This is a genomic window from Anaeromyxobacter paludicola, assembly GCF_023169965.1.
Taxonomy (GTDB): domain Bacteria; phylum Myxococcota; class Myxococcia; order Myxococcales; family Anaeromyxobacteraceae; genus Anaeromyxobacter_B; species Anaeromyxobacter_B paludicola.
Genome location: NZ_AP025592.1, coordinates 2,322,374 through 2,345,780, shown reverse-complemented (window position 1 = coordinate 2,345,780; position 23,407 = coordinate 2,322,374). Strand labels below are relative to the sequence as shown.

Here is a 23,407-nt window from a genome sequence, read left to right as displayed (position 1 = left end):
CGGGGGCGCTACGGGCCGGTGACGTTGTACTCCTTGCGGATCGGCTGGCCGTTGCGCTCGAGCTCGAGGCTGATGTGGCTCGCCTCCTTGAGCTTCTGGTAGACCTCGAGCGCCTTGTCGGGCGAGTTGATCTCGTAGCCGTTGATCTTGGTGACCACGTCGCCGTTCTCGATGCCGACCGACGCGTAGAGCGAGTTGGGCTGGATCGAGAACAGCTTGAAGCCGTTGGCCACGCCGTTCTTGAAGTTGGGGACCATCCTCGCCTGCGTGGCGAGGCTCGACATGTTGGAGAGGCTCTGGTCGAGGACCGACCGCTTCACGTCGTAGCGGTTCTCGGCCACCGTCTTCACCCCGTCCGGCGGCAGGGCGGCCGCGGCGGCGCCCGGGGTCGGGGCGGTGGCGGCCTGGAAGGCGGGCGCGGCGGCCTCGCCGGGCTCGAAGTCGATGAACTCCTTGCGGCCGTCGTGGCAGACGACCGCGACCATCTTGTAGCCCTGGCCGGTGATGTCGTGCGGCTCCTTCATCCGCCCGATGGCCAGGATCTTCGCGCCCTGGAAGGAGTCGCCGACGCCGTAGATGCGGGTCTCGCGGCTCGCGAGGTCGGTGATGGAGGCGATCGACCACTGCGGCTTCTCGGCGATCACGCCGGCCACGAGCTGGGCGCGGAGCGTGGCCTTCACCGGCGCGGCCTTCGCGTCGTCGCAGGTCCGGGGCGGCGGGGGCGCGGCCTCGGCGGACTCGGCCGGCGCGGGCGCGGGTGGCTTCTGGCCGATGAGCGCGTAGATCTTGTCCGGCTCGACCTGCGCGGGAGCGACCGGGCGCGCGGGCGTCGGGGGGGCCGCCCGCAGGTCGATCTGCGGCGTGGGCCGGATGGCCGCGCCGACCACCGTGTTCACCGTCTTCGCGGAGAGCCACGCCGCGGCGAACAGCAGCAGGGCGTTCACCACCCAGACGTACTTGCGGAAGAAGAGGTCGAGCATCGAGAGGGAACCCAGCGGCCGGAGGAGCAAGGGCCGTGCCACGCCAAGGCCCTTGAGTAGCACATAACGACCTGGATTTCGGACCAATTTCTGACCCGAGCCCGTCCGATACCTTTCCGTCCGATCCGGGGCTGCCAATTTGGCAAAACCGGCCGGGCCGAGGACGGCTCGCCGCCAATTTGGCAGGCTACTCCGCGCCCCCCTCCGAGCCCTCGTCCACCAGCTTCCCGGACGCGTCGCGGTCGAGCTTCCGGTAGATGGTCCGGGGCGCGATGCCGAGGAGCTGCGCGGCGAGGGTCTTGTCGCCGCGGGTGTGGCGCAGGGTCTCGCGGATGGCGAGCCGCTCGATCTCCTCCATCGGCGTGCCCACCGGGATGACGAGCGCGTCGGCCGCGGCGCCCCCGCTCGCGCCGGCTCGCAGCGGCTCGGGCAGGTCGGAGACCTCGATCTCCTCGCCGGCGCAGAGCACCACCGCCCGCTCGACGGCGTGCTCGAGCTCGCGCACGTTGCCCGGCCAGTCCCAGGCCTCGAGCGCCCGCAGCGCCGAGGGGGAGAAGGCGAGGACCCGCTTGCCGTGCTTCTCGGCCGCCCGCCGCAGGAAGGCCCCGGCGAGCAGCGGCACGTCCTCGCGCCGCTCCCGCAGCGGGGGCAGCCGCACCGCCACCACGTTGAGCCGGTAGAAGAGGTCCTCCCGGAAGCGGCCGGCCTTCACCTCGGCCGCGAGGTCCTTGTTGGTGGCGGCCACGAGCCGCAGGTCGATGCGGGAGGGCTGGGTGCCGCCGAGCCGCTCCACCACGCCGTCCTGCAGCACGCGCAGGAGCTTCACCTGCAGCCCCGGCGACATCTCCCCGACCTCGTCGAGGAACAGGGTGCCGCCGTGGGCGCGCTCGAGCCGGCCCTCCTTGCGCCCGGCGGCCCCGGTGAAGGCCCCCCGCTCGTAGCCGAAGAGCTCCGACTCGAGGATGGTCTCCGGGATGGCGGCGCAGTTGATGGGCACGAAGGGGCCGGCGGCGCGGGGGGAGCGCTCGTGGACGAGCCGGGCCGCGAGCTCCTTGCCGGTGCCGCTCTCGCCGGTGAGGAGCACGGTGGCGCTCGTCGGGGCGGCCTGCCGCAGCACCTCGAGGGCGGCGCGGAAGCGGGGCGCATCGCCGAGCAGCTCGCTCCCCTGCGTGAGGTCGGCGAGCCGGGCCTTGAGGGCGCGGTTCTCGGCGACCAGCGAGGCCCGCTCGAGCGCCTGGCGCACGGTCTTCACGATGGCGTGGCGCTTCACGGGCTTGGTGAGGAAGTCGTAGGCCCCCTCCTTCATGGCCGAGACCGCCGCCTCGACGGTGCCGTAGGCGGTCATGAGGACCACCTCCGACTCGGGCGCGACGGTGCGGGCGGCGCGCAGGAGCGACTCGCCGCTCATGCCCGGCATCATGAGATCGGTGACGACGACGCTCGGGCGCTCGCGGCGGAGGGCGTCGAGGGCCTCGGGGCCGGACGAGGCGGTGAGCACCCGCCAGCCCTCGCGCTCGAAGATCCGCTGCAGGGACTCGAGGTTCGAGCGCTCGTCGTCCACGATGAGGATGAGCGGGGGCACGCGGGCATCCTAGCGCGGCGGGGCGCGCGCGTCGCAACCCGGCGCCGCTACCGCGCGGCCGCGGGGGCCACGGCGCCGACCCCGGCGCCGCCGTCGAGCGGCGCGACCGGGCCGGGCGCGGCGGGCGGCGCGGTCACGCCGCCGTCGAGGGCGCGCACACGGGGCGGGCGCAGGGCCGGCAGCGGCAGGGAGGGGGCCGCGTAGGCCGACGGGACGCCGGCGTCCGGGGCCGGGACGTAGCCGGCGTCGGGGGAGGGGATGAGCACCGCCGCCGGGCGCGGGATCGAGCTGGGAGTGACGCCCGCCCGCTGCTCCGGGCAGCCGGCGACGAGGACGCAGAGCGCGGTGAGGGCGGCGGCGGCGAGGAGGCGCATGGCGGAGGGCGGACCCCTGAAAAGGAAGGAGCGGCGCAAGCCTGGGGCTCGGGCCGCTCCGGAGAGACGCGCTGCTCGGGACGGCTAGGCCGTCTCGCCCTCGGGCTTCGCCTCGGCGGCGGGAGCCTCGGCCTGGGGCGCCGGCTTCGGCTTGCCGGCGTTGGCCTTGGCGCGCTTGGCGGCCCGGTTCTCCTTGGGCGCGGCGGCCTTCTTCGGGGCCTCGGCGGGCGCGGCGGCCTTGGGGGCGGCCTTCTCGGCCTTCTCCGGGGTCGCGGCGTAGCGGGTCTTGAACTTCTCGATGCGGCCGGCGGTGTCCATCAGCTTCTGCTTGCCCGTGAAGAACGGGTGGCAGGCGTTGCAGATGTCCACGTGGAAGTCGCCGCGCGTGCTGCGGGTCTCGATGACGTTCCCGCAGGCGCAGAGGACCTTCGCGGCCTTGTAGTCGGGGTGGATGGCTTCCTTCACTTGACGCTCCTAACGGCCGCTTGCACCGCCGCCCGCGCTGCGCGGAGATGGTCCGGGCCTCCGATGAAGGGGGCGTTTCTAATCTCTTCGCTCCGGCCGGTCAAGGCGGCTGATCTTCCGCCTACTTCCCGCCCCCGACCATCATCTTGAAGAACTCCTGGTGCGTCGGCACCTGGCGGAACTTGTCGAGGATGAACTTCATCGCCTCGACGTTGTCGAGCCCGTTCAGGATGGTCTGGCGCAGGATGTAGATCTTCGACAGCCAGTCGGCCGGGAGGAGCAGCTCCTCCTTGCGGGTGCCGCTCTTGGCGATGTCCATGCAGGGGAAGATGCGCTTCTCCATCAGCTTGCGGTCGAGCACGATCTCCGAGTTGCCGGTCCCCTTGAACTCCTCGAAGATCACCTCGTCCATGCGGCTGCCGGTGTCCACCAGCGCCGTGCCGATGATGGTGAGCGAGCCGCCCTCCTCGATGTTGCGCGCCGCCCCGAAGAAGCGCTTCGGCTTGTGCAGGGCGTTCGCGTCCACGCCGCCCGAGAGGATCTTGCCCGAGGGCGGGACGGTCGAGTTGTAGGCGCGGGCGAGGCGGGTGATCGAGTCGAGCAGGATCACCACGTCCTTCTTGTGCTCGGCGAGCCGCCGGGCCTTCTCGATCACCATCTCCGCCACCTGGACGTGGCGGGAGGCCGGCTCGTCGAAGGTCGAGGAGACCACCTCGCCCTTCACCGTCCGCTCCATGTCGGTCACCTCCTCCGGCCGCTCGTCGATGAGCAGCACGATGAGGGTGACCTCGGGGTGGTTCTCGGTGATGGCGTGGGCGATGTTCTGGAGCAGCACCGTCTTGCCGGCGCGCGGCGGGGAGACGATGAGGCAGCGCTGGCCCTTGCCGACCGGGGCGAAGAGGTCCACCACGCGGGTGGTCATCTCCTCCGGGTCGTGCTCCAGGCTGAGCCGCTCGGTCGGGTAGAGCGGCGTGAGGTCGTCGAAGAGGACCTTGGCCTGGTTCTCCTCGGGCGAGGCGCCGTTGATGGTCTCGACCTCGAGCAGGGCGAAGTAGCGCTCGCCCTCGTTGGGCTGGCGCACGGTGCCGCGGACGGTGTCGCCGGTGCGGAGGTTGTAGCGGCGGATCTGCGAGGGCGAGACGTAGATGTCGTCCGGGCCGGGCAGGTAGCTGAAGTCGGGGCTGCGCAGGAAGCCGAAGCCGTCGGGGAGCACCTCCAGCGTCCCCTCTCCCGACACCTCCACCTCCTCCTGCTGCGCCTCGGCCGCCTTGGCCTGGGCCTGGAGGATCGCGAAGATGAGGTCCTGCTTCTTGAGCGAGCCGACTCCTTCGACCTGGAGCTCCTCGGCCATCTTGGCGAGCTCGGCGACCTTCTTCTGCTTGAGCTCGGTGAGGCTGCTGGCGGCAGGATGGGGCTCGGGCGCTGCGGCGGGCATGGAGGTCCTGGGGAGAGGGGCGCCGCGAGGGGGCGCGAGAGGCGTGAGGCCGTGCCGGGGACCCGGCGAGAGGCTCCTTTCCTAACTTCGGCGCACCGGGGCTGTCAACGGGTGGAGGTGCCGTGGCGGCGGCATCGCACAAGTGCCCACGTACTCTCGGTTTTCTTGGGCGCTGTGCCATGAATCAGGGGTGGCGCCCGATCGGGACTTCGCTCCACAATGCATCAGGGAGATTGCATGTCGAACGAGCAGACCTCGCGTTCGCCCGGCTCCGCTGTCGACGGAGCGGTCGAGCCGCACCTCGCGAGCCCCGCGCCGGGCGCCTCCGCCGCGCCAGTGCTGCAGCGCGCGCGGCCCGCGTCGGCCGCTCCTCCCGTGCTCTCTCGCGCGCCGGCCGGCCCGGCGCATCCGCCGGTGGTCGCGCCCGCGCCGGTCGCCCCGCATCCGGCTGCGGCGGCGCCCGCGCCCGTCGCGCCGCGTCCGCCGGTCGCTCCGCATCCCCCCGCGGCGGCGGCGCCCGCGCCCTCGGCCCTGCCCGAGCTTTCCCAGGCGGCCTCCCTGCGCGAGCGGCTCTCGGCCTGCGCGGAGGCCCTCGCCGCGGGGGGCGCCCATGATCAGCCGGCGGTGGACGCGCTGCTGGCCGAGGCGGACGGCTGCCTCGGGGCGCTCACCGCCCTCGCCGCGCGGCTGCCGCCCGAGGCCCGCGCCGAGGCGGCCGAGGCCCGCGCCGCGCTCCTCGACCAGGCCTTCGCGGTGACCAGCGCGGCCCAGCGGCTCGTCGCGCCGGAGGCGGCGCCCGTCGCGCCGGCGCCCAGGCCCGCCCCGGCGGCGCCGGCCGCCGGCAAGGTGATCGAGTACCAGCCGCACGCCGCGCCGGAGCGGCGCAAGGGGCGCGGGACCGCCGTCGCGTTCGCGCTCGCGCTGCTCGCCGCCGGCGGCTACCACGGCTACGGCTACTGGAGCGCGCGCCAGCGCCCGCCGATGGGCGCCGACCTGCCGGAGGGGTACCGCGCCTCGGCGCCGCCCGACAGCGACCTGCGCACCATCACCGCCGGCCCGGGCGCCGACCGGGCCCGCTTCGAGAAGTTCCGCGCCGACCAGGTGGCCCGCGGCAAGACGGTCCGGGAGATCGGCCCGGGCGTGTGGATGGTGATGTCGCCTTCCAACGGGCGCCGGGCCACGCCTCCCGGCGGAGGTGGGCCATGAGCGGTCGAATCCGCAGCGCACGCGGCTTCACGCTGGTCGAGTTGATGCTGGTGGTCGGGATCATCGGCCTCATGTCGTCGGTGGCGCTCCCGAGCTTCAACCGCTCGCTCCTGCGCACGCGCACGGCGGAGCGGCAGATGATCATGGAGAGCATCACCCGGTCGCTCTACGACTACGGCGCGCAGCACGGGTTCGGCCAGCCCGACTCGACCGGCGTCCCCGACCCGACCCAGGACGGGACCTGGACCAGCCCGCAGAACCCGCCGGGCGATCCCTCGCCGACCAAGCGGGTCTGGACGCAGGGGATGAGCGGCTTCAAGGAGCTGCCGCTGGTCGTGAACGGCGCCTGCTACTTCTCCTACTACTTCAGCGCGACGAAGAGCGGCACCACCTCCGACTTCTGGGTGGTGGCGAACGGCGATCTCGACGGCGACGGCGTCCAGACCGAGAAGCACATCCGGTACGTGAGCACCGGCGGCGCCTTCCAGAAGGATCGGGCCTCGGAGTACCCGCAGCCGGGCGCCGAGGACGACGTCACCTTCCACAGCTTCTAGCCGCGACGCGCCGGCGCCCGCGGGCTCCTCTCGGCGCTTGCCCCGCGGCCCCGGCCGCGCCATCCTCCCGCCGTGCCGACCCCTGGGAGCGCCGAGTCCCGCCGCGCCGCCGAGCTGAAGGAGCGCCTCCGCGCCGCGGACCACGCCTACTACGTCCTCGACCAGCCGGTCCTCTCGGACGCCGAGTACGATCGGCTCATGCGCGAGCTCGCCGCGCTCGAGGCGGAGCACCCGGAGCTGCGCGACCCCGACTCGCCCACGCAGCGCGTCTCCGGCGCGCCGTCCGCGAGGTTCGACCGGGTGGTGCACCGCGAGCCGATGCTCTCGCTCGGGAACGTGCAGACCGACGAGGAGCTCGACGAGCTCGACGCCCGCGTGCACCGGCTGCTCGAGCTGCCCGAGGGGGTGAAGGTCGCCTACGTCTGCGAGCCGAAGCTCGACGGGCTCTCGGCGGAGCTGGTCTACGAGGACGGGGTCTTCGTCTCCGGCTCCACCCGCGGCGACGGCGTGAACGGCGAGGACGTCACCCGCAACCTGCGCACCATCGGCGGCCTCGGCGCGAACCGGGGCGTGCCGCAGCGGCTCGAGGGGAGCCCGCCGCGCCGGCTCGAGGTGCGCGGCGAGGTGCTCCTCCAGAAGAAGCACTTCGAGGCGATGAACCAGCTCATCCTGCGGCAGGGGGGCGAGCCGTTCGCGAACCCGCGCAACGCCGCCGCGGGCTCGCTCCGGCAGCTCGACTGGCGCGTCACCGCCACCCGGCCGCTCTCCTTCATCGCCTACGAGGCGCTCACGCCGGAGACGGAGCCGGGCGGCTCCGCCGATCGGCGGGCGGAGGCGAAGCCGGAGCAGAAGATCGCGCCGTGGAGGACGCACTGGGACAAGCTCGCCGACCTGGCGCGCTTCGGCTTCGACACCAACCCCGAGAACGCGCGCTGCTCCGGGATCGAGGAGGTGAAGCGGTTCCGCGATCTCATGGAGCGGCGCCGCTTCGAGCTCCCCTACGACACCGACGGCGTGGTGGTGAAGGTGGACGACCTCGACTGGCGCCGGCGGCTCGGCGCGGCGAGCAAGTTCCCGCGCTGGGCGGCGGCCTTCAAGTACCCGCCGCAGGAGGAGGCCACGCGCGTCCGCACCATCTGGGCCTCGGTGGGGCGCACCGGCATCCTCACGCCGGTGGTGGAGGTGGACCCGGTGCAGCTCTCGGGCGCGACCGTCTCGCGCGCCACCCTCCACAACGAGGACGAGATGCGCCGCAAGGACATCCGCCAGGGCGACTGGGTGCTCATCCGGCGCGCCGGCGAGGTGATCCCGGAGGTGGTGAAGCCGCTCCCCGAGCGGCGCACCGGCGAGGAGACCTTCTTCGAGTTCCCGTCCCGCTGCCCGGTCTGCGGCGCGGCGGTGGTGCGCGAGGAGGGGGAGAAGGTGTACCGCTGCACCGGCGCCGCGTGCCCGGCGCAGCTCGTGGGCCGGCTGCGCCACTTCGCGCAGCGGCGCGCCATGGACGTGGACGGCCTCGGCGACAAGCTCTGCGCGCAGCTCGTGCAGTCGGGGCTGGTGAAGGACTTCGCCGACCTCTACGCCGTCACCCGCGAGCAGTGGCAGGGGCTCGAGCGGATGGCGGAGAAGAGCGCCCAGAACATCGTGGACGCGCTCGAGCGCTCGAAGCAGACCACGCTGCGCCGGCTGGTCTTCGGGCTCGGCATCCCGCAGGTCGGCGAGGCGACCGCGGCCACCCTGGCGCGCCACTTCGGCAGCCTCGAGCGGTTCCTGGCCGCCTCGGAGGAGGAGCTGCTCGGGGTCCGCGACATCGGCCCCGAGAGCGCGCGCGAGATCCGGGCCTGGACCGCCGAGCCCCAGAACGTGCGCGTCGTCGAGCGGCTCCTCGCCGCCGGCGTGGCGCCCGCGCCGGAGCAGGTGGACGCGCGCGGCCCGTTCGCCGGCAAGACGGTGGTGCTCACCGGCGGGCTCGCGAGCCTCTCGCGCGACGACGCCAAGGCGGAGATCGAGCGGCGCGGCGGCAAGGTGTCCGGCTCGGTCTCGAAGAAGACCCACCTGGTGGTGGCCGGCGAGGACGCGGGCTCGAAGCTCGAGAAGGCCCGTGGCCTCGGCGTGAAGGTGATCGGCGAGGAGGAGTTCCTCGCGCTCTTGAAGGAGTGACGGATGGCCCGCGCCCGCGTCCGCATGCTCGTCCGAGGCCTCGTGCAGGGGGTCTACTTCCGGCAGTCCACCGCCGACGAGGGGGAGCGGCTCGGACTGTCCGGCACCGCGCGCAACCTGCCCGGCGGCGAGGTCGAGGTGCAGGCCGAGGGAGAGCGCGAGGCGGTGGAGGCGCTGGTGCGCTGGTGCCACCGCGGCCCCCCGGCGGCCCGCGTCGAGGCGGTGGAGGTGGCCTGGGAGCCGCCCACCGGCGAGTCGGGCGGGTTCCGGGTGGCGCGGTAGGTTGCCGGACGCGGCTCCCGGGCAGGCTTCGGCAGGTCGTCGATTGTCAGCGACTCGCCCGAGACCGGGTGCGCAGCCGTTCACCTAGGTCCCGCCCGCCCCCGGCGGCGCCCCGAGCGCCTCGCTGATGGCGTCGGGCGGCGCCGGCTTGCCGAGGTGGGCGTCGAAGCCGGCCTCGAGCGCGCGCTCCCGATCCTCCGGCTGCGCGTAGCCGCTCAGCGCCACGAGCCGCATGCCGCGCAGGGCCGGATCGGCGCGCAGGGCGCGGGCGAGCTCGTAGCCGTCGAGGTCGGGCAGGCCGATGTCGCAGAGCACCACGTCCGGCCGCCAGGCCCGCGCCAGCGCGAGGCCGGCGCGGCCGTCGTGGGCCACCCGGACCGCGTGGCCGAGGAGCTCGAGGATCTGGAGCAGCGTCTCGGCCGAGTCCGGGTTGTCCTCCACGATGAGGACCTGGAGCGGGCGGGCCTCGACCGCCGCCGGCTCCGGCGGCCGCGCCGCCTCGGGCGGCCCCTCCGCGAGCGGCAAGGTCACCGTGAACTCCGCGCCCTGGCCCGGCCCCGGGCTCGCCGCCCGCACCGCGCCGCCGTGCTGCTCCGCGAGCCCCTTCACGAGCGCCAGGCCGAGGCCGAGCCCGCCCAGGGTCCGCGCCAGCCCGGTCTCGGCCTGCACGAAGGGCTCGAAGACGCGGGGGAGGAGATCGGGGGACAGCCCGACGCCGTCGTCCCGCACCCGGATCTCCGCCTCGCGGCGGCCGGCCGAGAGCGCCACCGCGATCCAGACGTGGCCGCGCTCGCCGGTGAACTTGGCCGCGTTCTGGAGCAGGTTCCCGACGATCTGCGCCAGGCGCGTCGCGTCGGCGTCCACCCAGACCGGCGCGGGCGGCAGCGACAGCTGGACCTCGATGCCGCGCTGCTCGAAGGCGGTCCGGTGATCCTCGCAGGTGCGCCGGACGAGGTCGCCGAGCTCCAGCCGCGCGCGGCGCAGCGCGATCTTCCCGCGCGAGATCCGGTTCACGTCGAGGAGGTCGTCCACGAGCCGGGTGAGGTGCTGTGTCTGGCGCTCGATGACCTCACGGGCGCGCACCGCCTGGTCGCTGCCCGGCGCGGCGTGCTGCAGGAGCCAGAGCGCGTTGCGGACGGGGGCGAGCGGGTTGCGCAGCTCGTGCGAGAGCGTGGCGAGGAACTCGCTCTTGCGCTGGTCGGACTCGCGCAGCGCCTCCTCGGCCCGCATCCGCTCGGTCACGTCCATCACGAAGCCGTGCCAGAGGATGCTCCCGTCCGGCTCGCGCCGCGGGACCGACCAGCCCTCGATCCAGCGCAGCCCCTTCTGCGGGTGCAGGTAGCGAAAGCAGTCGTGCCAGCGCGCGAAGTCCCGGGCCGCCTGGGCGAGGCGGTCGCCCACGCGCCCGGCATCGTCGGGGTGGATGCACGCGAGCACCACGCTGAAGTCGCGCGCCAGCTCCTCCCGCGAGAAGCCGTACAGCTCCTCGCCCGACCGGGCGGTGTAGGGCATCGTGACCCGCCCGTCCGCGTGGAGCTGGTACGAGCAGATGGTGCCCGGCACGCTCTCGGTGATCTTGGCGAGCTGATCCTGCAGGTCGAGGGGATCGCCGCCGGGCGGGTCGCTCGCGAAGTGCGCTGGGACGGTCATGGTGCCGTTCTCGATGGGGCCCGGTGGGCAGCGGTCGTCCGGCGCGTCCCCCCGGTTGCGCCGAAGGTGAAAGTGTCGCACGGATCGGGGACCGGGGCACGACCGGGATGTCACCCGCTCGGGTCCCCCCGCGGACGGCCTCCACCCGGCGTGCGGGTTCCCCTCCGGCCGGTCTCTCGGGTGGAGCGCGGCCGATCGTGTTACGTTTCCCGGCCCATGCACGTGCTCGTCACGGGAGCGACCGGCTTCATCGGGGCGAACGTCGCGCGGCTGCTGCTCGAGCGCGGCGACGACGTCCGGGTGCTGGCACGGCCCACCTCCGACCGGAGGAACCTGAAGGGCCTGCCGGTCGAGGTGGTCACGGGCGACCTGCGCGACGCCGGCTCGGTCCGCCGCGCGGTCCAGGGCTGCCGGCGCGTCTTCCACGTCGCGGCCGACTACCGGTTCTGGGCGCGCGACCCCGGCGAGCTCTACCGGAGCAACGTGGACGGCACGGTGAACGTGATGGAGGCCTGCCTGGCCGAGGGGGTGGAGCGGGTGGTCCACACCTCCACCGTCGGCACCATCGGCCTCTCGGCGCTCCCCGCGCCGTGCGACGAGCGCACGCCGCTCCTCGAGGGGCAGCTCACGAGCCACTACAAGCGCTCCAAGCTCGAGGCCGAGCGGGCGGCGCTCGCCTTCGTGGCGCGCGGGCTGCCGCTCGTGGTGGTGAACCCGAGCGCGCCCGTCGGCCCCTGGGACGCGAAGCCCACGCCCACCGGGCAGATCGTCGTGGACTTCGTCCGCCGCCGCCTGCCGGCGGTGGTGGACACCGGGCTCAACGTGGTGCACGTGCGGGACGTCGCCGAGGGGCACCTCGCCGCGGCGGAGCGCGGGCGGATCGGCGAGCGCTACATCCTCGGCCACCGCGACATGACGCTCGTCGAGATCCTGGGGGAGCTCTCGGCCCTCACCGGCATCCCGGCGCCGCGCCTGCGGCTCCCGTACGCGGTGGCCTGGGCCGCCGGCGCGGTGAGCACCGCGCTCTCCGACCTCGTCACCCACCGGCCCCCGGCCGTGGCGCTCGAGGCGGTGCGCATGGCGCGCCGGCGGATGTTCTTCGACCCGGGCAAGGCGATCCGCGAGCTCGGGCTGCCCCAAACGCCGGTGCGCGCCGCCTTCGAGGACGCCATCATCTGGTTCGAGCAGCACGGGTACATCCCGACGTCGAGGAGGAACGCCGCTTGGGCATCCCAATGAAGCAGGTCGTCGCGGTCGGCAGGTACATCGCCGGCCAGAAGCTCCGGCGCGTGAAGCGCTACCCGCTCGTGCTGATGCTCGAGCCGCTCTTCCGCTGCAACCTCGAGTGCATGGGGTGCGGCAAGATCCAGCACCCGGAGAGCGTGCTCGACCAGGCGCTCACGCCCGAGCAGTGCTGGGCCGCCGCGGAGGAGTGCGGCGCGCCCATGGTGAGCGTCTGCGGCGGGGAGCCGCTCATCCACAAGTCGATCGACCGCATCGTCGCGGGGCTGGTGGAGCGCGGGAAGTTCGTCTACCTGTGCACCAACGCCATCCTGCTCGAGCGCAAGCTCGACCTCTTCCGGCCCGACGACCACTTCAGCTTCAACATCCACCTCGACGGCGTCGCGGAGCGGCACGACGCCTCGGTCCAGCGCGAGGGCGTCTACCGCACCGCGGTGGCCGCCATCCGCGAGGCCAAGAAGCGCGGCTTCCGCGTCACCACCAACTCCACCATCTTCCTCGGCCACGACCCGGCCGACCTGCACCGCTTCTTCGACGAGATGACCGCGCTCGGCGTGGACGGGATGACCATCTCGCCCGGCTACGGCTACGAGAAGGCGCCGGTGCAGGACCAGTTCCTGCACAAGGAGCAGACGCGGGCCCTCTTCCGCGCCGTGCTCGGGCCGGCCGCCGGGCGGCCCTGGCACTTCAACCACTCGCCGCTCTACCTCGACTTCCTCAAGGGCGAGCGCGACTACCAGTGCACGCCCTGGGGGAGCCCGAACTTCAGCGTCCTCGGCTGGCAGCGCCCCTGCTACCTCTTCAGCGAGGGCGGCTACGCCCGGACCTTCCGCGAGCTGATGGAGACCACCGACTGGGACCGCTACGGGGCGGGCCGCCACCCCAAGTGCGAGGACTGCATGGTCCACAGCGGCTACGAGCCCTCGGCGGTGGAGGACTCGATGGCCAGCCTCGGCAACGTCGTCCGCTCCCTCCGGTCCACCTTCCGCTGATGGCCGAGCTCGATCGCAAGGACAGCCACCTCGCGCTGTGCCTCGAGGAGGAGGTCGAGTTCCCCGGGGCGAGCGGGTTCGCCGGGCTGCGCTTCGACCACGACGCGCTGCCGGAGCTCGATCGCGACGAGGTGGATACCGGGGTGGAGCTCTTCGGGAAGCGGCTCGCCGCCCCCATCGTCATCGCCTCGATGACCGGCGGGACGCCGCGGGCCGGCGAGCTGAACCGGCGCCTGGCGCTCGCGGCCGAGGCGTGCGGCGTGGGGATGGCCCTCGGCTCGCAGCGGAAGATGCTCGAGGATCCCTCCACCCGCGCCACCTTCGCGGTCCGCGACGCCGCCCCCGGGATCCCGCTCCTGTTCGGCAACGTGGGGGCGGTGCAGCTCAACTACGGGGTGGGCGCGCGCGAGGTGCGCGCGCTCGTGGAGGGGGCCGGCTGCGACGCCTTCTACTTCCACCTGAACCCGCTCCAGGAGGCGATCCAGCCGGGGGGCGACACGCGCTTCTCCGGGCTGCTGCCCAAGCTGCGCGAGGTGGTCCCGCAGGCCGGCGTGCCGGTGCTCCTGAAGGAGGTCGGCTCGGGGATCTCGCGCACCACCGCCGCCCGGATCCGCGACCTGCCGGTGGCCGGGGTCGAGACCTCGGGCGTGGGCGGCACCTCCTGGTCGAAGGTGGAGAGCCTGCGCACCGCCGACCCCGTGCAGCGCGGCACCGGCGAGCTCTTCGCGCGCTGGGGCGTCCCCACCGCGGAGAGCGTCGCCATCTGCCGCGAGGCGCTGCCGGACCGGGTGGTCATCGCCTCGGGCGGGATCCGCAACGGCATCGAGGCGGCGAAGGCCCTCGCGCTCGGCGCCGACGCGGTCTCCGTCGCGCTGCCGCTCCTGCGCGCCGCGGACCGCTCCGCGGAGGACGCGCTGCTCGCGCTCCGGCAGCTCGTGGAGGAGCTGCGCACGGCCATGTTCGTGACCGGGTGCCGGACGGTGGCGGAGCTCCGCCTCCGACCCCTCGCTCGCGCCCGCGACTACACGGCGGAGGGCTAGGGCGGTGGCGGGGATCGGGGGCCCGCCGGAGCCGCACCGGTACGACGCCGTCGTGGTCGGCGCCGGGATCGCGGGGCTCGTCGCCGCCACCGACCTCGAGCGGCGCGGCCACCGCGTCCTCGTCCTCGAGCACAACCACCAGGCCGGCGGGCTCCTCTCCGGCATCCGCCGGCAGGGGCTCTACTTCGACGCGGGCTGCCAGTCCTTCGAGGACATGGGCATCGTCTTCCCGCTCCTCGAGCAGTACGGGCTCGCCGACCTGGCGAGCTTCCGGCGGGCGCGCTACCGGCTGGTGATGCCGGGGCTCGACGCGGTGGTCGAGTCGCTCCCGCAGATCCGGCGCGCCTTCCAGGAGGCCTACCCGGAGCAGGCGGCGGGGCTGGGGCGCGTCTTCGACCAGCACGAGCGGACCTCGGCGCTCATCCGGCGGCTCTTCACGCCCGACCGCATCCCCTACGTGCGCGGCGAGCGCGCGCTCGCGCTGCCGCGCTGGGTGGCGCAGGCGCTCGCGGGGGCGGCGCTCGAATCGCCGCTCGGGCTCCCCCGGCTCATCGCCGAGCTCCGGCGGCTGCTGCTCGACGACTTCACCGCCTGGTACGAGCGCGAGCTCCCCGCCTCGGGCGTCCGCGACCTCCTCTCGCGCTGCGGCTACAGCCGGATGAACGTCTTCGTGGCCTCCGCGTTCTGGCACCTCTGGGCGCACGACTACTGGTACCCGGAGGGCGGGCTGCAGCCCTGGATCGACCGCTGGGTGGAGCGGCTGCGCGAGCGCGGGGTGCGCTTCCTCTTCAAGCGCACCGTCACCGCCCTCGACGCGGAGGGCGGCCGGGTGGCGGGCGTGGTCACCCACCGGGGCGAGCGGTTCGAGGCGCGCGAGGTGGTCTACTGCGGCGACTACCGGCAGCTCGTGCACCGGCTCGCCGGCCCGGCGCGCTACGGTCCCCGCGAGCTCTCGCGGCTCGACGCCGCGCGTCACTCCGACGCGCTCGTCTCGGCGTACGTCGGCCTCGACGTCCCGCCCGAGGAGCTCGGCCGCCAGCTCCGGGCCTCCCACGTCTTCTTCTTCCCCAGCCCCGGCTGCACCACCGACCTCGACCCGCGCGACCCCGGCGCGCACCGGCGCGCCTTCCTCGAGGTGACGGCGCACGGCGGCGAGGAGCCGGCGCTCCGGGGCGCCCCCCGCGCCGCGGTGGTGCTGCAGGCCTTCACGCGCCACGACTGGCTCGACGGCTGGGGGACGGGGCTCACCGGCGACACCGCCCGCGAGGGGCGCCCGCCGCCCCGCCCGCGGGCGTACCGGGAGCGGAAGCGCGCCGTGGGGGAGGAGCTCCTCGCCACCTTCGAGAAGCTCGCCCCGGGCGCGGCGTCGCTCGTCTCCTTCCTCGACGTGGGCGCGCCGCCCTCCACGGTCCGCTTCACCCGCAACGCCTTCGGCGGCAGCTGCGGGTTCGAGCTCAACTGGCGCAACTTCCCCTTCCTGAACCCGCTCGCGCACGTCGAGACGCCGCTCGCCAACCTCCACGCGGCGGGCCACTTCACCGTCTGGCCGGGCGCGGTCCCGACCGCGGCGCTGTCGGGCAAGATCGCGGCGCTGCGGGCCCACGAGGGGCTGCGGGCCCGGCGGCGCGCGCCGGCCGCCCCGGGATCTGGCAACATGAGGAGCGCTGCTGGCGCGGTGTCCGTCGCGCCGGGGAGGAGATGGCTCCGATGATCCTCGATCCCACGATGGGGCCGGCCGGGCGCCTGTCGAACGCCGAGGTGCTGCGCGGCTGGGCCGAGTGCTGGGACGTCCTGCGCGAGAACGGCAAGACGTTCCACCTCATGGCCCGCGCCCTCGGCCCCGAGCGCGGCAACGCCATCGCCGCCCTGTACCGCTTCGCCCGCGTCGCCGACGACCTGGTGGACGAGCCCGCCCCCGGCGACACGCCCGAGTCGATCCGCGCCAGGCTGCGCGAGATGCAGGCCGAGCTGCGCCGGGCCGTCGCCGGCGAGAGCCGCGATCCCCGCTTCGCCATCCTGGGCGAGACGGTGCTCCGCTACGACATCCCGCTCCAGCCCTTCGACGACCTCGTCGAGGGCGTGCTCATGGACCTCGAGCCGGTCCGCTACGAGACCTTCGCCGACCTCGAGCTCTACTGCTACCGGGTGGCCGGCACGGTGGGGCTCATGATCACGCCGGTGGCGGGGTACCGCGCCGGGAGCCGGGCCCTCGAGCACGCCAAGACGCTCGGGACGGCCATGCAGCTCACCAACATCCTGCGCGACGTCGGCGAGGACCTGGCGCGGGGGCGCCTCTACCTGCCCAAGGAGGACCTCGCCGCCTTCGGGCTCGTCGAGGCCGACCTGCTCGAGCACCGCGTGGACGCCCGCTTCCGCGCCCTGATGGAGTTCGAGATCGCCCGCGCCGAGCGGCTCTACGCCCAGGGGCTGGCGCTCATCCCGCTCCTCACCAGCAGCCGGGGACGGACCGCCTTCGAGTTCGCGGCGGAGGCCTACTCCGGGATCCTCGGGAAGATCCGCGACGCCGGCTACGACGTCTTCTCGCGCCGGGCCTACCTGTCGCTCCCGGAGAAGGTGGCGCTCCTGCCGTCGTCGCTCTGGCACGCCTGGACGGCGGCGCTCCTGCACGGAGGCGACCGCGAATGAGCCGCGCCGAGGTGCGGCCCCTCGAGGACGCGCTCCCCGCCCGCGCCCGCGCCGCCGCCGGCGCCGCCGGGGACTTCCTCTTCCGCGTCCAGCGCGGCGACCACTGGTGCGCCGAGCTCGAGTCGAACGCCACCATCACCGCGGAGTACGTGCTGCTCTGCCAGGCGCTCGGGATCGACCTCGGCGAGAGGCGGGGGGAGATCGCGCGCTGGCTCTCCTCGCGCCAGAAGCCGGACGGGAGCTGGGGGATCGCCTGGAACCTGCCGGGCGACGTCTCCACCACGGTCGAGACCTACCTCGCGCTCCTGCTGGTGGGCGTGCCGCGCGGGGACGCGCGGCTCTCGCGCGCGGAGCGGTTCATCCGGTCGGCGGGCGGGGTGGCGAAGGTGCGCGTCTTCACGCGCATCAACCTCGCCCTGTTCGGCCTCTTCCCGTGGGACGCGGTGCCGTGCGTGCCGCCGGAGGTGATCCTCCTCCCCGACGCGAGCCCCATCAACGTCTACCGGCTGTCGAGCTGGGCGCGCGGCACCATGGTCCCGCTCTTCATCGTGATGCACCACCGGCCGGTCTTCGCCCTCCCGGGCGCGGCGGCGGGCGAGAGCGGGCTGCTCGACCACCTCTGGCTCGACCCGGCCCGCAAGCACCTGCCGTACCGCGACTCGATCGTGGACACGCTGCGCGGCGACGGGCTCGGCTGGAAGAGCTTCTTCAACGCGAGCGACGCCCTCCTGCGCGCCTACGAGGGGGTGCGCGGCGCGCCGGTGGTCTCGCGGGTGCGCGAGCACGCGCTGCGCCGCTGCGAGCGCTGGGTGCTCGAGCACCAGGAGGAGAGCGGCGACTGGGCGGGCATCTTCCCGCCGATGCTCAACGGCGTGCTGGCGCTCCGCCTCGCCGGACACCCCCTCGACTCCGGCCCGGTGCGGCGCGGGCTCGAGGCGATCGAGCGGTTCGGCATCCAGGACGAGGAGGGCTTCCGGGTGGAGGCCTGCCAGTCGCCGGTCTGGGACTCGGCGCTCGCGCTCATCGGCCTCGCCGACGCCGGCCAGGACGGCGCCGATCCCCGCCTCGCGACGGTCCGGCGCTGGCTCGCGGGGAAGCAGATCCTCGACGACCACGGCGACTGGATGGTCTTCAACCGGCGCGGGCGGCCGGGCGGCTGGTCCTTCGAGCACGTCAACACCTGGTACCCCGACGTGGACGACACCGCCGCGGTGATCCTGGCCCTCCTCAAGACCGATCCCGCCTCGCGCGGCGGCGAGGTGGTGCGCCGGGGAGCGGCGTGGATGGTCTCGATGCAGAACCGGGACGGCGGCTGGGCCGCCTTCGACGTCGAGAACGACCGCGAGTTCCTGAACCGGATCCCGTTCTCCGACATGGACTCGCTCTGCGATCCCTCCACGCCGGACGTGGCGGGGCGCGTGCTCGAGGCGCTCGGCGCGCTCGGCGATCCGCGCCACCGGGCGGCGGCCGAGCGCGGGGTGGCGTACCTGCGCGGCTCGCAGGAGGAGGAGGGGAGCTGGTTCGGCCGCTGGGGCGTGAACTACGTCTACGGCACCTCCAACGTCCTGAACGGGCTGGCGCGCCAGGGCGTGACCGCTTCGGATCCCATGGTGGCCCGGGCGCTCCGCTGGCTCCTCTCGGTGCAGAACCCGGACGGCGGCTTCGGGGAGGGGCTCGAGTCCTACGCCGACCGGAGCGCGATGGGGCGCGGCCCGTCCACGGCGTCGCAGACGGCCTGGGGCGTGATGGGGCTGCTCGCGTACCTGCCGCCCTCCGACGAGGCGGTGCGGCGCGGCGTGGCCTGGCTCGTCGAGCGCCAGCTCGGGGAGGGCCGGGCGGTGGGCTCCTGGGCGGAGGAGGCGTTCACGGGGACCGGCTTCCCGCGCCACTTCTACCTGCGCTACCACCTCTACCGGCACTACTTCCCGCTCATGGCGCTGGGCCGGTACTGCGCCGCGGCCGGGGCCTGAGGCGGATGGCGCCGGGACTCCTCGCGGGGCTGGGCGCGCCACTCGCGGGCGCGCCGTCGCCGGCGGCCGGGCCGGGCTTCCTCGCGCTCCTCTGGGGCACGGTGGTCCACCGGCCCTACGTCTACGCCTTCTTCGCCTGCTTCCTCGCCTTCGCGGTGTACCAGCTCGGCGCCCGGCGCACCGCCACCTTCGCCGTCTCCACCTGGCTCGTCGCCTTCGCCGCCGAGTACAGCTCCACCCGGAACGGCTTCCCCTTCGGCCCCTACAGCTACTTCGACGAGACGCGGACCCGCGAGCTCTGGATCTCGAACGTGCCGTTCTGGGACTCGCTCTCCTTCGTCTTCCTCTCCTACTTCAGCCTGGTGCTGGCGGCGGCGCTGCTCTCCCCGCGCGAGGACCTCGCGCGCGGCCGCTGGCCGGGCCTGCGCCACCCGGCGGCGCCGCTCGTGGGCGGCGCGGTGATGATGCTGCTCGACGTGGTCATCGACCCGGTGGCGCTCCAGGGCGACAAGTGGTTCCTGGGGCGGATCTACGAGTACCCGTACCGCGGCTTCTGGTTCGGGGTCACCGCGGCCAACTTCCTGGGCTGGTTCGCGGTGGGGGCGGCGAGCCAGTGGCTGTTCCAGCTCGCGCTGCGGGTCCTGCCCTGGTGCCGGGGCGCGTGGCGCCCGGTGCACCCGCGGTTCGCCTGGGCGGTGTACGGGGTCTACGCGGGGGTGTTCGGCTTCAACCTGGCGATGACGCTCTTCATCCGGGACTGGGCGCTCGCGGCCGCGAGCGGCGCCGTGGTGGCGGTGACGCTCTCGTGGCTCGCCTGGCGGCTCCGGGCGCCGGGGCGGCTCGCGTGATCCTGGTCTGCGCGGCCACCGGCGCCGAGGCGGCGGCCTGCCGGGAGGGGCTCCTCGGCGCGGCCGGGTTCGAGGTCCTCGCGACGGGCGTCGGGCCGGCGCGCGCCGCGGCGGCGCTCCGGCGGCGGCTCCGGGAGGGCGCGCGGCCGGTCCGGGTGGTCTCCTCCGGCTTCTGCGGCGCCCTCTCGGCGGACCTGGCGCCGCTCGCGTGGGCGACGGCCACCTCGCTCCACCGGCTCGAGGCGGGGCGCGCGCGGCCGGTGGCGCTCCGGCCCGGCACGCTGGGCGCGCTCGACGGCGCCGTGCCCTGCGCCTTCCTCACGGCGGAGGCCGTGGTCGGCGGCGGGGACTTCGGGCTCCCGGCGCCCGCGGCGGTGGACATGGAGTCGGCGGCGCTGGCGGAGGCCGCCGAGGCGGCCGGGCTGCCCTTCGCCGTGCTGCGGCTCGTGACCGACGCGCCGGGGCGGCCCTTGCCGAGGCTGGCGGGGCTGCTCGGGGGCGCGCTCTCCGCCCGGGGCCTGGGCGAGCGCGCCGCCTTCGCCGCGCGGGCCGCCGTCGAGGCCGCGCGCGCGCCGGCGCGGGCCGCCGCCTTCCTGCGCGAGACCTCGGCCTGGCGGGAGCGGCTCCGGGAGGGCTGGCGGGAGCGGGCGGCGACCTGCTGTTCTCCCTCCCCGCTCGGGCGGGGAGGGTAGGGGAGGGGCGGTCGCGAGAGCCTCGCGTCTCACCCCCTCCCTTTCGCTCCCCCGCTCCGCGGGAGAGGGGAAGAGGAACTCGTGGTCGCATCACCGCGAGACCCCGCCCGCCCCGCCCGCTATTCCTTCGCTCCCCCCGGCCGCTCCCCCGAGGCGATCCAGAGCGCCGCCGGCAGCGCGGTGAAGTCGGCGACGAGCGCGAGCAGGAAGGCGGCGGAGGTCATGAGGCCGAACTGGCGCAGCGGCGGGAAGCTCGACACGGCGAGCCCCAGGAACCCGGCGGCGTTGATGAGCGTGGCGAAGACGATGGCGCCGCCGGAGACGCGCAGCGCGTGGCGCAGCCGCTCCTCCAGCGGCGCGCCGGCCCGCTCGTGCATGTGGTGGAAGAAGTGGATCTGGTCGTTCTCGGTCGTGCCGAGCACGGTGGTGGCGATGATGATCGTCGCGACGTTGAGCGAGCCGCCCAGGAGCCGCATCCCGAGGAAGGTGGCGAGGAGCGCGAAGAGCGACGGGATCATCGCCAGCAGCCGCTCGACGCCGCTGCGGAACAGGAAGAGGAAGACCGTGAAGATGAGGGCCACGGTGAGCAGGAAGCTCTCGGCCAGGGTGGGGACGAGGCTCGCGCCCACCTTGACCTGGAGGAGCGACTCGCCGACCACCCGCATCCGGGCCCCCTCGAGCGCGGGCGCGCCGGCGCGGGCGGCGTCCCAGGCCGCCTGCACGCGGCGGGAGAGGGCGGCGTAGCCCTGGGCGTCGCCGTTCCTGAAGAGCACGGTGAGCTGCAGGTCGGCGAGCCCCTTCACGTCGATGAAGCCGCGCAGGTCGGGCTCGGTGAGGAGGAGCTGCTCCACGTCGGCGGCGGCGCGGGCGAAGCCCTCCGGGTCGGTGGGCAGCCGCTCCCCCCTCCCGGCCAGGTAGCCGCGGATGCGCAGCGGCGTGGTGGGGCCGGTGACGCCGGTCACGTCGGTCGAGCCCTCGAGCGCGGTCTCGAACCGGTCCACGCCGCGCAGCACCTCGGGGTCGGCGGCGGCGGGCGCGGGCAGGTGGATCCAGATCCGCGCCACGTTGAGATCCATCACGTTCTCGCGGAACCAGCGCAGGTCGCGGTGGAGCGCGGTCGAGGGGTCGAGGTAGGCGAGCGTGTCCACGCCGACCGACATCCCCTTCGCGATCCCGGGCGCGCCGAAGAGCCCCACCAGCCCGGCGGCGCAGGCGGCGAGCGCCGCGCCCACGAGGGCGAAGCGGTGCCGGAAGGTGAACCCCGGGAGCACGCCGGCGAGCGCGTCGTAGAGCCCGCTCCGCACGCGGCGGCTGCGGCCGGTCGGGGTGCGGAGCACGGCCTGGAGGGCGGGGAAGAGCGTGTAGGCGACCACCCAGGCGATGACGAGGCCGGCGGCGGTCCAGATCCCCATCTCGCGGATGGGCCGGATGCGCGAGACCGCCAGCGCGGCGAACCCCATGGCGGCGGCGAGGGTGGAGGCGGTGACGGGGAGGAACTTGTTCCGCAGGGCGGCGAGGTGGTGCTCGGCGAGGGGCACGCCCTCGGGCTGGTCCACGAAGCGCGAGTGCAGGTAGACGAGCGTGGCGAGCGTGGTCACGAGGATCGTGAGCGGCACGAGCACCGAGACGATGGTGAAGGCGAAGCCGAGGAGCGCGCCGGCGGCCACCCCGAGCGCCACCGCGGCGCCGAGCGCGAGGACGAGGGCGAGGAGCGCCCGGAAGGAGCGGTAGAGGAAGAGGGCGATGCCGACGAGGAGCACCGCGAAGATGGGGAAGGAGCGGGCCGAGGCCTGCGAGGACTGGCGCTCCAGCCAGGAGCTGACGTAGGGCGCGCCCACGCGGCGCACCGGCCCCACCCCCGCCGCGTCGAGCGCGGCGTCCACGCCGGCGAGGGCGGCGTCGCGCTCCGCGGGGGTGCGGACGTCGAGGCTCGCCACCACGGCCAGGAAGCGATCGCCCACGAGGCCCTGGCCCCGGAAGAACGGCGTGCCGAGCGCGAGCCGGCGCAGCGCCTCGGGCGAGGCGCCCGGGCGGGCGCGGCGGAGCGCGTCGAGGAGCGAGAACGCGCCGGCGTGCGGCACGGCGCGCACCGCCGCCTCGGCGCGCGCCACCCGGTCGAGCGCCGCGGGCGACCAGGGATCGTCCGCCTCCACGAGGAGGAGCACCGTCTGCGCCTCGGGGAAGACGCGCTGGAAGGCGCGGGTGGTGACGTAGTCGGGGTCGCTCGGGACGATGAGCCGGTCGATCGCGCCCTCGTTCGGGATGCGGGCGGCGACGAGCGCCGCCCAGGGCACGAGGAGCGCGTAGGCGGCGAGGATGGGCCAGCGCAGGCGCAATACCGCCGCGAGCGCCCGCGCGATCCGGTCGCGGCCCGGCGCGCTCACGCCGCCGGCGCCGGCGCCGCGCGGCGCCGCTCCCAGGCGGTGACGGCCGCGAGCGCGAGCACCGCGTAGACCGCGCCCAGCACCGCGTCGATCACGTAGTGGTGCTGCAGGTAGACGGCGCTGAAGCACATGAGCGCGAAGAAGAGCACGGTAGGGATCCGGGCCCAGCGCAGCTCGGCGAGCCGGAAGGCGAGCAGGACCGCGATGAGCGGGTAGGCCACGTGCAGCGAGGGCAGGGCCCCGAACACGTCCACGCCGCGCGAGTACATCGAGTCGAAGAAGTGGGTCCCGAGGAGCGCGTCGAACCGGTGGGCCGCCGCGGCGGTGGGGTGCACGTCCATGCGGGCCGGGCCGAGCCCGTACTCCGAGACGTACCAGGGCGGCGCGGCCGGGTAGACGAAGTAGGTCACGTACCCCATCACGTTCACGAGCAGGAAGGCGCGCGCGAAGGTGCCGGCCCGGGCGAGCCGGCCGCGGAAGAAGAGGAAGAACGCGAGCGCCAGGTACTCGCCGACGTAGGCGAGGTAGGCGAAGCCGCACGCCAGGTCGGCGAGCGCCCAGTGGCGCTCCGCGAAGACCTCGTTGAGCGTGCGCCCGCCGACGCCGAACCAGGCCCGCTCGACGAGGTACGGCTCGGCCACGTGGACCCGGCCCGCGATGCCCTGCCAGTAGAAGTAGCGCATCGAGTCGAAGACCACGCCGGTGAGGATGAAGGGGAAGAACACCTTCAGGAACAGGCGCGACTTCTCGTTGTAGACGTCGAGGAACCCGAGGAGCCCGATGACGAGGTGGTCGCTCCGCAGCCCTCCGAGGAGCCCCACGGCCGCGATGTAGAGGAGCCCCACCGCCGGCGGCCAGAGCCGCCGGGTCATGGTGCGCGAGGGCAGGAGCCACTCGCGCGCGAGCCC

General features: G+C 74.2%; 20 protein-coding genes. 12 read left to right on the top strand and 8 right to left on the bottom strand.

Annotated features, from left to right (window positions below; translation table 11 throughout):
* Positions 1 to 8 precede the first annotated feature (8 nt).
* The 5 genes from gspC to rho all read right to left on the bottom strand — a co-directional run bounded on the left by gspC (position 9) and on the right by rho (position 4,836).
* Positions 9 to 1,022 carry a type II secretion system protein GspC gene (gspC, locus tag AMPC_RS10775; protein ID WP_248340532.1) on the bottom strand — a complete coding sequence of 338 codons (1,014 nt, stop codon included), beginning with the start codon at positions 1,020 to 1,022 and terminating at the stop codon, positions 9 to 11.
* Positions 1,023 to 1,167: 145 nt separating this feature from the next.
* Complete coding sequence (locus AMPC_RS10770) at positions 1,168 to 2,562, bottom strand: sigma-54-dependent transcriptional regulator (protein WP_248340531.1); 1,395 nt, start codon at positions 2,560 to 2,562, stop codon at positions 1,168 to 1,170.
* Between the two features lie 47 nt (positions 2,563 to 2,609).
* Positions 2,610 to 2,936: a hypothetical protein gene (locus tag AMPC_RS10765; RefSeq protein ID WP_248340530.1), complete on the bottom strand. Its 327-nt coding sequence runs from the start codon at positions 2,934 to 2,936 to the stop codon at positions 2,610 to 2,612.
* Positions 2,937 to 3,020: 84 nt separating this feature from the next.
* Positions 3,021 to 3,401, bottom strand: coding sequence for a 50S ribosomal protein L31 (gene rpmE / locus AMPC_RS10760; protein WP_248340529.1), 381 nt, complete (start codon positions 3,399 to 3,401; stop codon positions 3,021 to 3,023).
* Between the two features lie 121 nt (positions 3,402 to 3,522).
* Positions 3,523 to 4,836, bottom strand: coding sequence for a transcription termination factor Rho (gene rho, locus AMPC_RS10755; protein WP_248340528.1), 1,314 nt, complete (start codon positions 4,834 to 4,836; stop codon positions 3,523 to 3,525).
* Between the two features lie 624 nt (positions 4,837 to 5,460).
* On the opposite strand from rho, the gene AMPC_RS10750 reads away from it, so the two are divergent.
* From AMPC_RS10750 to AMPC_RS10735, 4 genes are all read left to right on the top strand, one after another.
* Positions 5,461 to 6,042 carry a hypothetical protein gene (locus AMPC_RS10750; RefSeq protein ID WP_248340526.1) on the top strand — a complete coding sequence of 194 codons (582 nt, stop codon included), beginning with the start codon at positions 5,461 to 5,463 and terminating at the stop codon, positions 6,040 to 6,042.
* Positions 6,039 to 6,596, top strand: coding sequence for a type II secretion system protein (locus AMPC_RS10745; RefSeq protein ID WP_248340524.1), 558 nt, complete (start codon positions 6,039 to 6,041; stop codon positions 6,594 to 6,596). Before AMPC_RS10750 ends, AMPC_RS10745 begins: the two co-directional genes overlap by 4 nt.
* 72 nt (positions 6,597 to 6,668) lie before the next feature.
* Complete coding sequence (ligA, locus tag AMPC_RS10740) at positions 6,669 to 8,753, top strand: NAD-dependent DNA ligase LigA (protein WP_248340522.1); 2,085 nt, start codon at positions 6,669 to 6,671, stop codon at positions 8,751 to 8,753.
* Positions 8,754 to 8,756: 3 nt separating this feature from the next.
* Complete coding sequence (locus tag AMPC_RS10735; protein ID WP_248340520.1) at positions 8,757 to 9,035, top strand: acylphosphatase; 279 nt, start codon at positions 8,757 to 8,759, stop codon at positions 9,033 to 9,035.
* 84 nt (positions 9,036 to 9,119) lie between these two features.
* Here AMPC_RS10735 and AMPC_RS10730 read toward each other — a convergent pair whose 3' ends face one another.
* Complete coding sequence (locus AMPC_RS10730) at positions 9,120 to 10,685, bottom strand: hybrid sensor histidine kinase/response regulator (RefSeq protein ID WP_248340518.1); 1,566 nt, start codon at positions 10,683 to 10,685, stop codon at positions 9,120 to 9,122.
* Between the two features lie 216 nt (positions 10,686 to 10,901).
* On the opposite strand from AMPC_RS10730, the gene hpnA reads away from it, so the two are divergent.
* From hpnA to AMPC_RS10690, 8 genes are read left to right on the top strand one after another with little or no spacing between them, the layout of a single operon-like run.
* Positions 10,902 to 11,924: a hopanoid-associated sugar epimerase gene (hpnA, locus tag AMPC_RS10725; RefSeq protein WP_248340516.1), complete on the top strand. Its 1,023-nt coding sequence runs from the start codon at positions 10,902 to 10,904 to the stop codon at positions 11,922 to 11,924.
* Entirely contained in the window at positions 11,909 to 12,919 is a 1,011-nt protein-coding gene (hpnH, locus tag AMPC_RS10720) for an adenosyl-hopene transferase HpnH (RefSeq protein ID WP_248340514.1), read from the top strand. The genes hpnA and hpnH overlap by 16 nt, the downstream gene beginning before the upstream one ends.
* A complete protein-coding gene (gene fni / locus AMPC_RS10715; RefSeq protein ID WP_248340512.1) occupies positions 12,919 to 13,959 on the top strand; it encodes a type 2 isopentenyl-diphosphate Delta-isomerase in 1,041 nt (346 codons plus the stop codon). Before hpnH ends, fni begins: the two co-directional genes overlap by 1 nt.
* Before the next feature lie 4 nt (positions 13,960 to 13,963).
* Positions 13,964 to 15,670 carry a phytoene desaturase family protein gene (locus AMPC_RS10710; RefSeq protein ID WP_248340510.1) on the top strand — a complete coding sequence of 569 codons (1,707 nt, stop codon included), beginning with the start codon at positions 13,964 to 13,966 and terminating at the stop codon, positions 15,668 to 15,670.
* Positions 15,667 to 16,605, top strand: coding sequence for a phytoene/squalene synthase family protein (locus AMPC_RS10705; RefSeq protein WP_248340509.1), 939 nt, complete (start codon positions 15,667 to 15,669; stop codon positions 16,603 to 16,605). The genes AMPC_RS10710 and AMPC_RS10705 overlap by 4 nt, the downstream gene beginning before the upstream one ends.
* The gene (shc, locus tag AMPC_RS10700; protein WP_248340507.1) at positions 16,602 to 18,575 is read left to right on the top strand and encodes a squalene--hopene cyclase; all 1,974 of its coding nucleotides are present in this window, start codon (positions 16,602 to 16,604) and stop codon (positions 18,573 to 18,575) included. The genes AMPC_RS10705 and shc overlap by 4 nt, the downstream gene beginning before the upstream one ends.
* Positions 18,576 to 18,580: 5 nt before the next feature.
* A complete protein-coding gene (locus AMPC_RS10695) occupies positions 18,581 to 19,423 on the top strand; it encodes a carotenoid biosynthesis protein (RefSeq protein WP_248340505.1) in 843 nt (280 codons plus the stop codon).
* Complete coding sequence (locus AMPC_RS10690) at positions 19,420 to 20,115, top strand: phosphorylase family protein (RefSeq protein WP_248340503.1); 696 nt, start codon at positions 19,420 to 19,422, stop codon at positions 20,113 to 20,115. The genes AMPC_RS10695 and AMPC_RS10690 overlap by 4 nt, the downstream gene beginning before the upstream one ends.
* 119 nt (positions 20,116 to 20,234) lie before the next feature.
* Here the strand turns inward: AMPC_RS10690 and AMPC_RS10685 are convergent, their stop codons facing one another.
* Complete coding sequence (locus AMPC_RS10685; RefSeq protein WP_248340501.1) at positions 20,235 to 22,499, bottom strand: efflux RND transporter permease subunit; 2,265 nt, start codon at positions 22,497 to 22,499, stop codon at positions 20,235 to 20,237.
* Positions 22,496 to 23,371, bottom strand: a complete 876-nt coding sequence (locus tag AMPC_RS10680; protein ID WP_248340499.1) for a phosphatase PAP2 family protein — start codon at positions 23,369 to 23,371, stop codon at positions 22,496 to 22,498. Before AMPC_RS10680 ends, AMPC_RS10685 begins: the two co-directional genes overlap by 4 nt.
* Between the last annotated feature and the right edge of the window lie 36 nt (positions 23,372 to 23,407).

Bases quoted from the DNA above. Each gene is read 5' to 3' on its own strand.
- hpnA (WP_248340516.1), top strand. From the start codon at position 10,902: ATGCACGTGCTCGTCACGGGAGCGACCGGCTTCATCGGGGCGAACGTC.
- AMPC_RS10735 (WP_248340520.1), top strand. From the start codon at position 8,757: ATGGCCCGCGCCCGCGTCCGCATGCTCGTCCGAGGCCTCGTGCAGGGG.
- shc (WP_248340507.1), top strand. From the start codon at position 16,602: ATGAGCCGCGCCGAGGTGCGGCCCCTCGAGGACGCGCTCCCCGCCCGC.
- fni (WP_248340512.1), top strand. From the start codon at position 12,919: ATGGCCGAGCTCGATCGCAAGGACAGCCACCTCGCGCTGTGCCTCGAG.
- rho (WP_248340528.1), bottom strand. From the start codon at position 4,836: ATGCCCGCCGCAGCGCCCGAGCCCCATCCTGCCGCCAGCAGCCTCACC.
- AMPC_RS10745 (WP_248340524.1), top strand. From the start codon at position 6,039: ATGAGCGGTCGAATCCGCAGCGCACGCGGCTTCACGCTGGTCGAGTTG.
- AMPC_RS10680 (WP_248340499.1), bottom strand. From the start codon at position 23,371: ATGACCCGGCGGCTCTGGCCGCCGGCGGTGGGGCTCCTCTACATCGCG.
- AMPC_RS10730 (WP_248340518.1), bottom strand. From the start codon at position 10,685: ATGACCGTCCCAGCGCACTTCGCGAGCGACCCGCCCGGCGGCGATCCC.
- AMPC_RS10765 (WP_248340530.1), bottom strand. From the start codon at position 2,936: ATGCGCCTCCTCGCCGCCGCCGCCCTCACCGCGCTCTGCGTCCTCGTC.
- AMPC_RS10695 (WP_248340505.1), top strand. From the start codon at position 18,581: ATGGCGCCGGGACTCCTCGCGGGGCTGGGCGCGCCACTCGCGGGCGCG.
- AMPC_RS10705 (WP_248340509.1), top strand. From the start codon at position 15,667: ATGATCCTCGATCCCACGATGGGGCCGGCCGGGCGCCTGTCGAACGCC.